This window comes from Roseburia hominis A2-183 (assembly GCF_000225345.1).
Taxonomy (GTDB): Bacteria; Bacillota; Clostridia; order Lachnospirales; family Lachnospiraceae; genus Roseburia; species Roseburia hominis.
Genome location: NC_015977.1, coordinates 2,498,302 through 2,511,427 on the forward strand (window position 1 = coordinate 2,498,302; position 13,126 = coordinate 2,511,427).

General features: G+C 51.4%; 12 protein-coding genes. 3 read left to right on the forward strand and 9 right to left on the reverse strand.

The window, feature by feature from the left end; translation table 11 throughout:
* Positions 1 to 13 precede the first annotated feature (13 nt).
* Together RHOM_RS11180 and RHOM_RS11185 are read right to left on the reverse strand one after the other, a co-directional pair.
* Positions 14 to 1,729, reverse strand: coding sequence for a phospho-sugar mutase (locus RHOM_RS11180; protein WP_014080416.1), 1,716 nt, complete (start codon positions 1,727 to 1,729; stop codon positions 14 to 16).
* Between the two features lie 101 nt (positions 1,730 to 1,830).
* Positions 1,831 to 3,057 carry a CapA family protein gene (locus tag RHOM_RS11185; RefSeq protein ID WP_014080417.1) on the reverse strand — a complete coding sequence of 409 codons (1,227 nt, stop codon included), beginning with the start codon at positions 3,055 to 3,057 and terminating at the stop codon, positions 1,831 to 1,833.
* A gap of 207 nt (positions 3,058 to 3,264) precedes the next feature.
* Between RHOM_RS11185 and RHOM_RS11190 the strand changes: the two genes are divergently transcribed.
* Positions 3,265 to 3,837, forward strand: coding sequence for an ECF transporter S component (locus RHOM_RS11190; RefSeq protein ID WP_014080418.1), 573 nt, complete (start codon positions 3,265 to 3,267; stop codon positions 3,835 to 3,837).
* Here the strand turns inward: RHOM_RS11190 and nagA are convergent.
* Both nagA and nagB read right to left on the reverse strand, forming a co-directional pair.
* Positions 3,834 to 4,979, reverse strand: a complete 1,146-nt coding sequence (gene nagA, locus RHOM_RS11195; protein ID WP_014080419.1) for an N-acetylglucosamine-6-phosphate deacetylase — start codon at positions 4,977 to 4,979, stop codon at positions 3,834 to 3,836. The genes RHOM_RS11190 and nagA overlap by 4 nt on opposite strands.
* 32 nt (positions 4,980 to 5,011) lie before the next feature.
* Entirely contained in the window at positions 5,012 to 5,743 is a 732-nt protein-coding gene (nagB, locus tag RHOM_RS11200; protein ID WP_014080420.1) for a glucosamine-6-phosphate deaminase, read from the reverse strand.
* Positions 5,744 to 5,977: 234 nt separating this feature from the next.
* On the opposite strand from nagB, the gene RHOM_RS11205 reads away from it, so the two are divergent.
* Together RHOM_RS11205 and RHOM_RS11210 are read left to right on the forward strand one after the other, a co-directional pair.
* Positions 5,978 to 6,430: a signal peptidase II gene (locus tag RHOM_RS11205; protein ID WP_014080421.1), complete on the forward strand. Its 453-nt coding sequence runs from the start codon at positions 5,978 to 5,980 to the stop codon at positions 6,428 to 6,430.
* The gene (locus tag RHOM_RS11210; protein WP_014080422.1) at positions 6,427 to 6,921 is read left to right on the forward strand and encodes a phosphatase PAP2 family protein; all 495 of its coding nucleotides are present in this window, start codon (positions 6,427 to 6,429) and stop codon (positions 6,919 to 6,921) included. The genes RHOM_RS11205 and RHOM_RS11210 overlap by 4 nt, the downstream gene beginning before the upstream one ends.
* A 12-nt stretch (positions 6,922 to 6,933) precedes the next feature.
* Here the strand turns inward: RHOM_RS11210 and RHOM_RS11215 are convergent, their stop codons facing one another.
* From RHOM_RS11215 to RHOM_RS11235, 5 genes are all read right to left on the reverse strand, one after another.
* Positions 6,934 to 7,713 (reverse strand): response regulator transcription factor, encoded by a 780-nt coding sequence (locus RHOM_RS11215; RefSeq protein ID WP_014080423.1) that lies wholly within the window; start codon positions 7,711 to 7,713, stop codon positions 6,934 to 6,936.
* Positions 7,714 to 7,758: 45 nt separating this feature from the next.
* Positions 7,759 to 8,625 (reverse strand): carbohydrate ABC transporter permease, encoded by an 867-nt coding sequence (locus tag RHOM_RS11220; RefSeq protein ID WP_014080424.1) that lies wholly within the window; start codon positions 8,623 to 8,625, stop codon positions 7,759 to 7,761.
* The gene (locus tag RHOM_RS11225; RefSeq protein ID WP_014080425.1) at positions 8,626 to 9,552 is read right to left on the reverse strand and encodes a carbohydrate ABC transporter permease; all 927 of its coding nucleotides are present in this window, start codon (positions 9,550 to 9,552) and stop codon (positions 8,626 to 8,628) included.
* Positions 9,553 to 9,656: 104 nt separating this feature from the next.
* The gene (locus RHOM_RS11230; RefSeq protein WP_014080426.1) at positions 9,657 to 11,006 is read right to left on the reverse strand and encodes an ABC transporter substrate-binding protein; all 1,350 of its coding nucleotides are present in this window, start codon (positions 11,004 to 11,006) and stop codon (positions 9,657 to 9,659) included.
* A gap of 100 nt (positions 11,007 to 11,106) precedes the next feature.
* Positions 11,107 to 12,951 carry a sensor histidine kinase gene (locus RHOM_RS11235; RefSeq protein ID WP_014080427.1) on the reverse strand — a complete coding sequence of 615 codons (1,845 nt, stop codon included), beginning with the start codon at positions 12,949 to 12,951 and terminating at the stop codon, positions 11,107 to 11,109.
* Between the last annotated feature and the right edge of the window lie 175 nt (positions 12,952 to 13,126).

A 13,126-nucleotide genomic window follows, 5' to 3' on the forward strand; every position in this document is an offset into this window, starting at 1 on the left:
CATCTCCCGCTTCTTATTTCAACAGATCTTCCTTCAATGCCGCAAGCTTTGCATCCGCGTCTGCAAGGGAAGTCCCCTTTACGCCAAAGTAGTATTTGATCTTCGGCTCCGTTCCGGACGGGCGCACACAGCACCACGCATTATCGGAAAGTTCATAATAAAGTACGTTGGATGCCGGCAGTCCGGTCTTTGTCACCTCGCCAGTCACAAGATCCTTTCTGGTGTCCTCCTTGTAATCGCGCACCGCCAGTACCCGATGACCGCCCAGCTCCTTCGGTGGGTTCGTGCGGTACTCACTCATCATCGACTGAATCTGTGCCGCACCGTCGATTCCCTTTAAGGTCTTCGTCTCCAATCCCTCTCTGTAATAGCCGTACTTCTCATACATATCCAGCATTGCATCCCACAGGGTCTTGCCGTGCTTCTTGCACCAGGAAGCCACCTCGCAAAGCATCATGACCGCCACGCACGCATCCTTGTCTCTCGCGTAGGTTCCTGCCAGACAGCCGTAGCTCTCCTCCAGTCCGAATACATAGTGATAGGTATGCTGCTGCTCGAAGAACTTGATCTGCTCTCCGATATACTTAAATCCGGTCAGCACCTCGATCAGCTTCACGTTGTAGGCTGCCGCGATCGCTTTTGCCATATCTGTCGTCACGATCGTCTCCACGAGCGCCGGGTTCTCCGGCATGGTTCCCATCGCCGTCTTCTCTCTTAAGATGTACTCTGCGATCAGCATACCGGACATATTTCCGGTAAATGTCACATACTCGCCGGTCTTTGTGTCCTTGCAGTACACGCCGAGACGGTCTGCATCCGGGTCTGTCGCGAGCACGATGTCCGCATCGACTTCTTTTGCCAGCTTTAACGCAAGTTCAAATGCCTTCGGGGACTCCGGGTTCGGGTAGGATACCGTCGGGAAATTACCGTCCGGCAGCTCCTGCTCTTTTACCACGTACACCTGCTCGAATCCAAGCTCCTTTAACACGCGGCGCACCGGAAGGTTACCGGTTCCGTGGAGCGGTGTGTATACAATCTTAATGTCCTTCGCCATCTCCTTGATGACTTCCGGATGGATCGACTGCTTCTTCAGCTCCTCCATGTAACGATCGTCGATCTCTTTTCCGATGACCTTGTAAAGTCCTGCGGCAACGGCATCTTCTTTCTTCATCGTCTTCACCTGGTCGAAAGATGTCACCTTCGCCACTTCCGCCAGGATATTCTTGTCGTGCGGCGGTGTGATCTGTGCTCCGTCCTCCCAGTATACCTTGTAGCCGTTGTATTCTCTCGGGTTATGGCTCGCCGTAATCACAATTCCGGAAATACAGCCGAGTTCACGCACGGCAAAGGAAAGCTCCGGCGTCGGACGCAGGCTGTCGAACACATACGCCTTGATGCCGTTTGCGTTCAGGCAGAGCGCCGCCTCATCCGCAAATTCGGTGGACATGATTCTGGAATCGTGGGCGATCGCAACACCCTTCTCCTGTCCGTTCTGGGAGAGAATGTAGTTCGCCAGTCCCTGTGTCGCCTGACGCACGGTATAAATGTTCATGCGGTTCGTTCCCGCTCCGATCACGCCGCGCAGTCCGCCGGTTCCAAACTCTAACTGACGGTAAAAACGATCCTCAATCTCCGCCGCATCGTCCCCTATTGCAGCAAGTTCTGCCTTTGTATTCTCATCAAAATACGGGTTTGTGCACCACTCTTTGTAAGTCTCCATGTAACTCATATCTCTTCTTCTCCTTTTACTGATATTCTTCTGCCGCGCAGAAGGAAGCTTTCTTGCTTTAAATTATAAACTTTTTTAAACTGATTGTAAACTAATTTTAGTTAATCTTCTGTCACGGTTCCATCCGATGCCACAGCTGCTTCCGAAATGCCGTCCAGATAATTCAAAACCGACTCCGCCTGTCCGCCTTCGGCAGGATATGTCACGCCTCCCGCCGCATACACCGGCACGAACCGGTAGGATGCCCGCCCCGCGGCGTCGATCGTCACCTCAAGCATCGCCGACCGGTCGATACTCTGCCCGAAGATAAAATTGCCAAGACTGTAGAATACCGGCTTCCCGTCGATATAGGAGACCCCCTGCAGACAGTGGGTGTGCGATCCCACAACCACATCCGCCCCGGCGTCGATACACGCCTTCGCAATCTGTGTCTGGTTCGCCTCCGGATATGCCTGGTACTCCACGCCCCAGTGCGGATAGACCGCCACATAGTCGCAGGTCTCCCTCGCTTCCTTAATTACCTCCACAAGAGCCGTGGTGTCATAGCAGCTAAACAGTCCCGGCACTGCATTTTCCACCTTCCAGTCCGCCGTCGGGACAACCCGGGATACCGCGATAAATCCGTATTTTTTCCCGTGGACTTCGATTACCTGCACCTGCTTTGCCCGCTCCGCGGAATCGCCCGCGCCGCCATATAGAATTCCGGCACCGTCTAACGCTGCAAACGTATCCGAGAGCGCTTCCCTTCCATAATCAAGTGTGTGGTTGTTGGCGAGTGATACCACATCCACGCCCATCTCATTTAATGCCTTTACATAGCCCGGACTGCACCGGAATGTAAACTGTTTGTCCGCCATCGGCGTGCCGCGATCCGAGAACGGGAATTCATTATTCACCATCAGAATATCCGCTGCCCGAAGCTCCTCCAGCAGTTCCGGTGCAACCACGCCCTTGATTCCGTCCGCATCATAACCCGCCTTAAACGCATTTGCAAACAGGACATCCCCGGTAAAAAGAATCGTCGTACTGCCATCCGCTTCCGCCTGACCGCCCGCTTCCGCTTCTTCGGCCACTTCCGCGGCTTCCGTTCTCTCCTCCGCCTCCGTGGTCTCCACCGCGGTCTCATTCTCCTCCCTGGCAGGCGCACGATCCGCTCCGCTATCCGCCCCCGCATGCTCCGTGTCCTCACCCGATACCACAGCTGCCGGCTCTTCGCCCGGCACCTTTACTTCCGGCGTGCTCCCTTTCGTCCGCGCCACGGCAGCAATACAGCCTGCCACCATGACAATCGACAGCACATACAATATGATTCTGCACTTTTTATTCATAAAATTCCTCCCTTATTCTTCTCTCTCATCGTCTCTAGTGTATCAGTGCTTTGTGTTTCAGGCAAGAAAAAAGACCATTCCGGCAAACTGGCATGGTCAATTTAATCGCAACTGGACATTTTTATCAATCCATCTTGTGTTATACTCTTATGCATCAACGTTGAAATACAAACTTTTATATGAATCTGACAGAATGGAGACTTCCTAATGACAAATCAAAATATTAAAAAAATGGTAACTGCTGCCCTTCTCGCCGCCATGACATGCGTGGCGACCATGATCATCAAGATCCCGACACCAACCTTCGGCTACATTCATCCGGGAGATGGCTTCGTTCTGCTGTGCGGCGTCGTGCTTGGCCCACTTCCCGGAGCGCTCGCTGCCGGCATCGGCTCGATGTTCTCAGACATTTTCTCCGGCTACGTGACCTGGGCTCCTGCAACTTTCATTATCAAGGCGCTCACGGGCGGCATTGCCGGACTGCTCTTCCATCGTTTTAAAAACACCCTGCACTCGAAAAAGGGACGCTACGCAGCGCTCGCAATCGGCGGCATCGTCGGAGAAGCCATCATGGTCATCGGCTATTTTCTCTACGAAACCGGACTTGCCGCACTCGGCAGCGGAGCCTTAAACCAGGCATCTATCGCCGCCGGCATTGCTTCCTCTGCGACCGGTATCCCGTTTAACATCGTACAGGGTGTTGTCGGCATTATTCTTAGTCTGATACTGCTTCCGGTGCTCTCTAAAATCCCGGATGTCCGTGACTGGATCGAGCGCTAGGCGACCACCTTTCCTCCGAAGATGACCTTCTTCGTGGACAGGTCATCCTTGGAGAGAAGGACACAGTCGCCGCGGTGGCCTGCGGTAATGCTTCCGCACACATCCGCCGCACCGATCGCTCTCGCCGGATTATAGGTTGCAGCGCGCACGGCTGTCTCTAACGGGATTCCCATGGAGACAGCCTTTCGCATGCAGTCCATGAGATTCGTCGCCGAGCCGGCAATCGTTCCGTCCTCTAAGGTTGCAAGATTGCCACGCACAGTAACCGGAAGTCCGCCGAGGGAATACGCACCGTCCTCCATACCGGTCGCCATCATGCTGTCGCTGATTAAGATCATACGCTCCGCCCCGAACAGGGAAAATACCACGCGGACCGCCGAAGCATCAATATGAATCCCGTCGCAGATCAGCTCCGGCATGACATGCTTCGCGTCAAACGCCGCGCCAAACACGCCCGGCGCGCGATGGGTGAACGGCGGCATTGCATTGAAAAAATGCGTCACATGATCCGCCCCCTGTGAAAATGCGCGGTATGCAGTCTCGTAATCACTGCAGGTATGTCCGACCGAGATATGTACCTGATCCGCCAGCCGGCGGATGAACTCCTTGGCACCGTCCGTCTCCGGTGCAATCGTAATCAGACGCACCAGCCCGTGTGCTGCCTCCTGCAGCCGCAGGAACATCTCTACATCCGGATTCCGGATATAAGCCGGATTCTGCGCACCCTTTTTCTCCATGGAAATAAACGGTCCTTCCAGATGAATCCCGATCAGTCTCGCCCCGGTGTCCTGCTCTGCCTCCGGTCTCTTTGTATACGCATACGCATTGGCACACACCGTCTTAAGCGTCTCCTCCGAGAGTGTCATCGATGCCGGGCAGATGCTTGTCACACCCTGGCGAAGCTCGTACGCACCGATCGCCTGCAATGCCTCCGGTGTTCCGTCCGAGAAATCATGACCTGCACATCCGTGAAAATGGATATCCACAAGCCCCGGAATCAGGTAATCTCCCCCTGCGTCCAGAATCTCTTCCCCGTCCGTGCCGGCCGCTTCACTCCCCGCAAAACAGCCGTTTTTTATCCGGACATCCCGCTCCACAAATCCGTGCTCTACCGTGTATACAAGTGCATTCTTAATTCTCATCTTAAATCCCCCATTTCCCTCTGACTTTACCTCTATAATGGTGACATGGAAAGCGCTGCCTCATCGCAGACAACCGTCACATCCGGATGCATCTGCAGGATGGATGCCGGCACTTCCGGCGTCACCGGTCCGAAGAACGCGCGTGAGACGATATCTGCTTTGCTCTCTCCCGAGACAACCACCAGAATCTTTTTTGCCTGCATGATCGTTCTTATTCCCATAGTATATGCCTGCTTGGGCACTTCGTCAATAGAGGTAAAAAAACGTGCATTAGCCCGAATGGTACTCTCTGCCAGATCCACCAGATGTGTCTCCTTCTCGAACGCTGCACCCGGCTCATTAAATCCGATATGTCCGTTATTCCCCAGCCCCAAAAGCTGTAAATCGATTCCGCCGAGCGACTTTATGATCTGCTCATGCTTCGCGCAGGCATCTGCCGCGTCCGGGTTTGTGCCATCCGGGACATGCGTTGCCGTCTTATCGATATTCACATGGTCAAACAGGTTCTCCTGCATAAAATAGTAATAACTCTGCGGATCCGTGTGTGCCAGGCCGCGATATTCGTCCAGATTGACCGTTGACACTCTGGAAAAGTCAAGATCTCCCTTCTCATACCACTCGATCAGCTGGCGGTATGTTCCCACCGGCGTCGATCCCGTGGCAAGACCGAGTACACAGTCCGGTTTCATAATAATCTGCGCCGAAATGATATTTGCCGCCTTTCTGCTCATGTCCTGATAGTCTTTTGCTCTGATAATGTTCATCGTAATCCCTTTTTCCTTTCTCTCATGAGGCAGGAGACGCCTTCCCGTCTCCCGCCCGTTATTTACTGCAGATTTTTCTGCCTCTGTCTTGACTTTATCAGCCAGGCAACGCCCTTTCAAGGGTTTGCAGGCAACTGCACAAACAGGGATAAAAAAAGGCAAGCGCAAATCACTTTTCATTTTCCATGGAAGATGATATGATACATACATCAATACCTGTCAGGAGATTTTTACATGGTTTATGCGATTATTGCCGGCGGGGTATTCCTGTCGGATCTCATCTTAAAGCGTTACATGGACAAAAAATATGCCCGCAAGGTGCGCCATCCGCGGCTTGGGGGCAGGATTGTCCTGGAAAAATATTATAACAAAGGCGCGGCTTTGAATTTCATGGTAAAAAGGCCAAATCTTCTGCGCATCATCCACACCGTCATTCTTGTCGTTGTCGGGATTTTTTCCTATTTTCTGATGCGCCTTAGCGGACACGCGCTGGAAAAAACGGGCGTTGCACTCCTGCTCGGCGGCGGTTTAAACAACCTTTACGACCGCTACACGAAGGGGCATGTCGTCGACTATTTTCATCTGAATTTCGGTCCGAAATGGCTGCGCGCGATCGTCTTCAACATCTCTGACTTCTGCATTTTCATCGGGGCACTGCTCGCCGTTGCCGGATCGGAGGTCTCATGACCAGAGAATCCTATGAGAAAATCACCGGCATCTTACGGGGACATCCGCGGCGCATCCGGCTGGTATGCCTGCTCAACCACACCTTGACCGGCTTTATTTTTGTGCTGTACCCGGCGTTTCTGCTGCTGCTTTTTCTTGAGGGCAGCGCTTTTTTCCTGCGGGCGCTTCTCGTTCCCGCCGTCTCCTTTGCCGCAGTCACGCTCTTCCGACGGATCTTTAACGCCCCAAGACCTTATGAGAAGTTCGGCCTTCCGCCTGCCATAGAAAAAGATACGGCCGGGAAATCTTTTCCCAGCCGTCATGTCTTTTCCGTATTTATCATTGCCGCCACCATTTTCTATGTCCACCCCTCCGCCGGCATTCTGCTCGGACTCCTAGGGGTTGTCCTTGCCGTCCTGCGCGTGATCGGCGGCGTTCATGAGCCGCGCGACGTCATCGCAGGCGCTCTTGCAGGGATTCTGTGCGGTGTGCTCGGATACTATGTACTCTAGCCGTCCGGCACCTTACTTTCCCAGTACCTGATTCCGGTATTCATTGGCAGAGACTCCCTCCTGCTTCTTAAATACCCTCGAAAAATGTGCCAGATCTAAAAATCCCACCTGCTCGGAGATATCTCCGATGCGCAGCGACGGATCTTTTAGCAGTTCTTTCGCATGCTCGATACGGACGTGATTTAAAATATCCGAAAAGCTCTGCCCCGTGTGGCGGTTTAAAAGCTTGCTTAAGTGCCACTGACTCACATACGTCTTCTCTGCCACCTCGCAGAGCGTCAGCTTCTTCGTATAATTCTCCTCAATGTAAGTCAGTGCATTCTTCACGATAAAGCTGCTTGATGCGCTCTCCTTGTGCGCTTCCGCCGCTTCTTCATCCTGCGGATCACGCTTCGGCTCATCCCCGGTAATTCCTTTCCGTTTTAAGTTCCCGCACATCTTGCCGATGGCTTCTTCCAGTTCGTCCATGTTGGACGGCTTGAGCAGAAAGCGCGTCACCCCGAGACGGATTGCCTCCTTCGCGTACTCGAAATCACGGTAGCCCGTCAGAACACAGACCTCGAGATCCGGGAACTGCGAGTGGATCGCAGCGATCATCGCCAGTCCGTCCATCTCCGGCATGCAGATATCCATAAACACAATATCCGGGTGAATCTCCTCGATAATCTTTTTCCCTTCCAGTCCGTCGTGCGCCGTTGCCGCGACCTTACAATTCCACTTTTCCCACGCGATGCTCCTCGATAACCCTTCCACGATGATCGGTTCGTCATCCACAATCATCACCTTGTACATAGCCAATCCTCCACTTGAGCAAATTCCGCTCTCTTTCCAAGAAGTCTAGCCTTTCACGGCACCTGCTGTCAATCCTTTGATGATATTTTTCTGTAACAGCACATACACAATCATGACCGGGATGACAATGATCGTAACCGACGCCGCCATCAATCCGAAATCGGTTCCATACTGGGAACTGATCTGTTCTAACAGTGTGGAGATCGGATACCTGGTCGGGTCACGCATCATGATTTTCTGTACAAAGAGGTCGTTATAAGACCAGAGGAAACTAAAGATGGCAACCGTTGCAAGTGACGGTCTGCAAAGCGGAACAATAATTTTTCCAAATACCTTAAATACATCTGCGCCTTCCATGTAGGCAGCTTCCTCCATCTCCAGCGGGATGCTCTGCATGAAACCGGTCATAACGATCGTCGCAAAGCTTAAGTTTCCAGCAATCTGCGGCAGGATAACCGCAATGCTTTTGTTCAGAAGCCCCCATTCCACCATCATCTTAAACACCGGAATGATCGTGGAAAATACCGGAAACATCAGACTTGCCACGATGAGGCTGCGGATCAGCTCCTTGCCTTTGAAATGATATCTGGTAAGTCCGAATGCCATCAGCGACGCGAATACCATAACGCCTACCGTTACCGTGCCGGAGATCACGAAGCTGTACCTATAGGCTCTTAAGACGTTTAACCGCTCAAATGCCGTCTGATAATTCATCCAGGTGAACGTCTCCGGAAGTGAGAAGGAGGAGCGGAGCACCTCCGCGGACGGTTTAAAGGAATTCAGCACCACCCACACAAACGGGAAAATGGTGAGCACCGCCCAGAAGATCAGTACGAGATAAATGACAACCGTACCGGCTCCGATTCTCCTGTGTTTTTTTCTGACTGTCGTTACACTTACTGCTGCATCCATTTAAGCCACCCCCTTCTTTTTCTCTGCTCTTGCGCGCTTTTTCGCTTCTTTGTCGTCCGCATCTGCCGTAAGAAAGCCGACTGCCTTCGACACCACAATGCCGAGCACCACGATCAGTACCGCCAGTGTAGAACCATAATCATAATTGTTCAGTCCGAAGGTCTGCTGGTACATATACGTTCCAAGGAAATGGGTCAGTCCCTGCGGCGCGCCGTTTGGCACCATGACCCACGGAAGATCAAATACTTTTAATGCTCCCGTTACCGCCAGTGTGACCGATGTAAAGAATACCGGTTTCATCATTGGCAGTGTAATATAAAATACCTGTTTAAAGCGGCTGCATCCATCGATGGACGCCGCTTCATATATGTCGTCAGGAATATCGCTTAACCCCGTGAGTAGAATGACAAAGTAAAAACCGATGTAACTCCACAGCGTCGGGATACAGACCATGATAAATGCCAGGCTGGGGGAAAGCCAGTTGACCGGCTTTGCTCCAATGCTCTCTAAAATCTGATTCAGCATACCACCGTTATAGTTGTAGAATAATTTGAACAACAGACCAATCGCCGTTGCAGAAATCACTACCGGAAAAAAGTACACCGTACGGAATAACTGCTGAAGCTTTTTTATCTGTGAAACCATTACCGCAAGCACAAATGCGATTCCGACCTCAAAAATCACCGTGAGCACCATCATCTTCAGGGAATTGACGAGTGCCGTCCTCACATCCGGGTCTGTAAACAATTTCTTGTAATTTTCAAATCCAATAAACTTCCATTCAGTTCCCGGCATCTCGATGATTGCCGTCATATCATAAAAGCTGTTCTTAATATTCTGCACGAACGGTATGTAAAGAAAGACTAACATGAACAATAAACCCGGTACCAAAAACACCACAAGCGGCCATTTTTTCTTATATAACATCTTTCTTCCACCTTTCTATCATAAAAATAACTGTTTTTTGGGTGCAAAAAACGAAGGGGCCGCTGGGCATAGCCCCTCCGTCATACTGTTTTCTGTATCTGATTTTACTGCTGCACCAATGTGAGTGCCTCGTTGATGGCATCTTCCGCCGACATAGCACCTGTAGATACCTTGACAATCTCTACCACAAGTGTCTTGTATGCATCGCCGATTCTGGAATCTGTCGGTGCCACGATCGCCGTTGCGTTGCTTGTGTACTCTGCGATAGACTGTGCAAACGGTGTTGCACCCTCTACCGGTGTTACCTCAACAGCTGCCTGGGACACAGCGCCGGTTGCTTCCCAGTATCTCTGAACGCCTGCCTGGCAGGTGTGTGCCATGACGAATTTCACTGCTGCATCTCTCTTGTCCGGATCTTCCCATGCCTTCTTTGTGATATAGAATCCGGAAGAGATACCGCCTACCAAAGAGCCCGCCTCTGCTTTCTGATCCGGAACACCCGGGAATGCGATCACAACGGTGTTGTCGGTATCCTCGATGTTTCCTGCATACCAGGAACCGTCTAACTGCATGGCAGCTTTCTTGTCGCGGAATAACTGGCCTGTGTATGCGTCATCAACGGTGTCGGTATCCTCCGGGAATGCCCCCATATCTCTTAATGTCTTAAACATCTCAAGACCCTTTACCCATCCTTCCGGCGCGCTCGTCGGAATGGAAGTATACTCATCCACGCCGGATGCATATAACATCAGGAACTCAATCCAGTAATGCGGTACGTTGTTTAACGAGCAGGCAATCGGAATGATGTCGTTCTCCTTGAACGTCTCAATCGCTGTCTCCATGGAAGCCCAGTCTGTCGGAAGTTCCAGATCGTACTGGTCGAACAGATCCTTGTTGCAGTATAAGCCTTCCCAGTATCCGGTTGTCGGAACCGCACGCTCAACACCGTCGGTGTTTGCTGCTGCCTGTAATGCGGAATCCAGTGTGTCTGCCGCATAGTCCGGATATTCTGCGCGGATGTCTTCAATTGATACCAGCTTATCCGTTGCAATGATGCTGTCTGCGGTTGCATCCGTGAAGAACTGGATGACATCCGGCTCATTGCCTACGGAGAAGTCCGCATTGACTGCTGCTTTCCATTCCTCATCGGATGTCTGTGAATTGTCTTCGATCGTTATGTAGTCATACTGCTCCATAAACTCTTTGTTGATTGCTTCGTAGGTCTCCTTATTCGGATCGGTTCCTCCGAACATCGACACAGTTCTTAATGTCACCGGATTTCCGGATGCTTCTGCAGTACCCCCGCCTGCTTCTGTTGTTCCGGCTGTCTCTGTCTTTGTGTCGGCTGCCGTGTTGTCTGTCGTTGCAGTCTCATCGGACCCTGCCCCGCATCCTGCCAGCATGGACACTGTCATTGCGCCAGCCAGCATCATGGATAATACCTTTTTCTTCATAGTCAAAACCCTCCTTGTTTTTGTTCCTGCAAATGTTTTTCATTTGCTATACTGATATTATACGAGCAGAACTCACAAAAGGCATTAGACCCATTTGACATTATTTGTTCAATCTTGCTATGTTCTTTAACTCATTTTGCGCTTCGCTTCTCTCTTTTAACGATATTTCATCCTCATGGTCAACGTACGGTATCGTAATCGTCGAAACCGTGATGCAGTCTTCCTCCTGCTCGATCGACAGACCGTATTCGTCCCCATATACCAGGCGGATTCTGCGATTCACGTTCTGAATCCCAATGGAGGTGTGGCGTCCGGTATTCTTCGGAAGCTTGCTCTCATCGCCCTCCAATATAGCATGGATCCGCTCCAGCTCCTCCTCCGTCATCTTTTTGCCCGTATTGCGCACTTTTAAGTAGACATTTTCATCATCGTGGTATACGTGAAGCCGGATGACGCCGTTTTTTACCGTCTCCACCCCATGCACAATCGCATTTTCCACAATCGGCTGTAAGATCAGCGGCGGCACCATCAGATAGAGCAGATCATCGTCAATCTTGCGCTCGATCGAGAGTCTCTGCCCGAACCGCATGGACATAATGTAAAAATAGGCATCAATGCACTGCAGTTCCTCCGCAAGGTGAATCTCCTTTACATTGGCGCGGTTCATCCGGTAATCAAGCACGGTTCCCAGCGATTCAATCATTTTAGACACGACCGTATCTCCCGACATCCGTGCCTGCCAGTTCATCATCTCTAACGTATTGTTCAGGAAATGCGGATTGATCTGCGCCTGAAGCGCCTGAATCTGTGCATCCTTGCGCGCAAGCTTTTCACTGTACATGGAATCAAACAGATACTTCACCTGCGCGGACATGCTGTCGAAGCTCTCCTTCATCTGCATAAATTCCTGATTGGGCATGTCTCCCTCGACCGTGATTCCCATCTCTCCCGCTTCCATCCGTCCGGAAGCGCGGAGCATCCGGTCGATCGGGTGCTGGATATTCCTGCGGATAAAATACACCACATAGCCAAACAGCGGAATCAACAGCAAAAACATCAGCGCAACAATCGTATAGAACTGGTACAGCCCGGAATAGAGTTCGCTCTTTCTGGCAAAAAGTACAATGCCGATGTGAAAATCATCCCGCCGCTCCTGATACAGATACGCGCGGTAGGTAGCGTCCTCCGCCTTTGAGAATGTGTGGCTGCTCACCCCGTCATACTTTTGCAGAAGCTGCTCTAAAAGCTGTTCCTTGTCACTCTTCTCCTCGTTTTTCACAAAGTCAACCCGCGCATCGCGGCTTCCGAAGCAGACCACCATATCATTCAAAAGACCGGTATCCACATCCTGAAACACCTTGCTGCGGTTTAACTCCACCACCAGCGTACCGTACCGTGTATAATCCATCGTCGTGTACAGATTGCGGACGATAAAAATACGCCCGTCGACCACCCGCACGCAGGCATACGCCGAATCCGAATCTATCACATCTTTGAGGTAAGGCTGTATCTCATCCACATAACTCTTTAACGAGATGCCGGTGCGCGAAGAAAAGCTCTCCGGATCTTCGGTTCCGTAACAGTAGTAGGCATACATATTAAAACGCTCGTCCAGATAGAACTTTCCGCGCAGACTGGTATAGACATCCTGAAGATAGTCGTTTCTGGAATAGTCTCCCCGGAGGTATTTTTTCCAGGCATTCTCCCAGGTCTTCTCATAGGAAGGTCTCTGGCAGAGCGTGATGGCATCCTCGATGCGGATCGATGCAAAGGAAGCCATATTCTCTAACTGATCCTCCATCAGACCTTCCGTCTTCTCAATGATTCCCTTCCGGTAGGAGCTGGTGGTATATGCAAAAAATACCGCGATCGGGACACCCCAGCACAGGATGACAAATACTATAATTTTCTTCTTCAATGACGACAGTCGTCTCTTTTTCTCCATAAAAATCTCCATTCCTGCATGCGAAAAAATGTATTTTCACACGGCTGCCTCCCCGTTTTCTCTCTCCATTATAGCAGAACACCGCCGCGCGGACTAGTTATACCGTGTCTTTCCAAGCTTTGAGCACTCCACCGGAGATGTCCGCAAGCTGCAGACAATTTTAGGACTTTCGTGT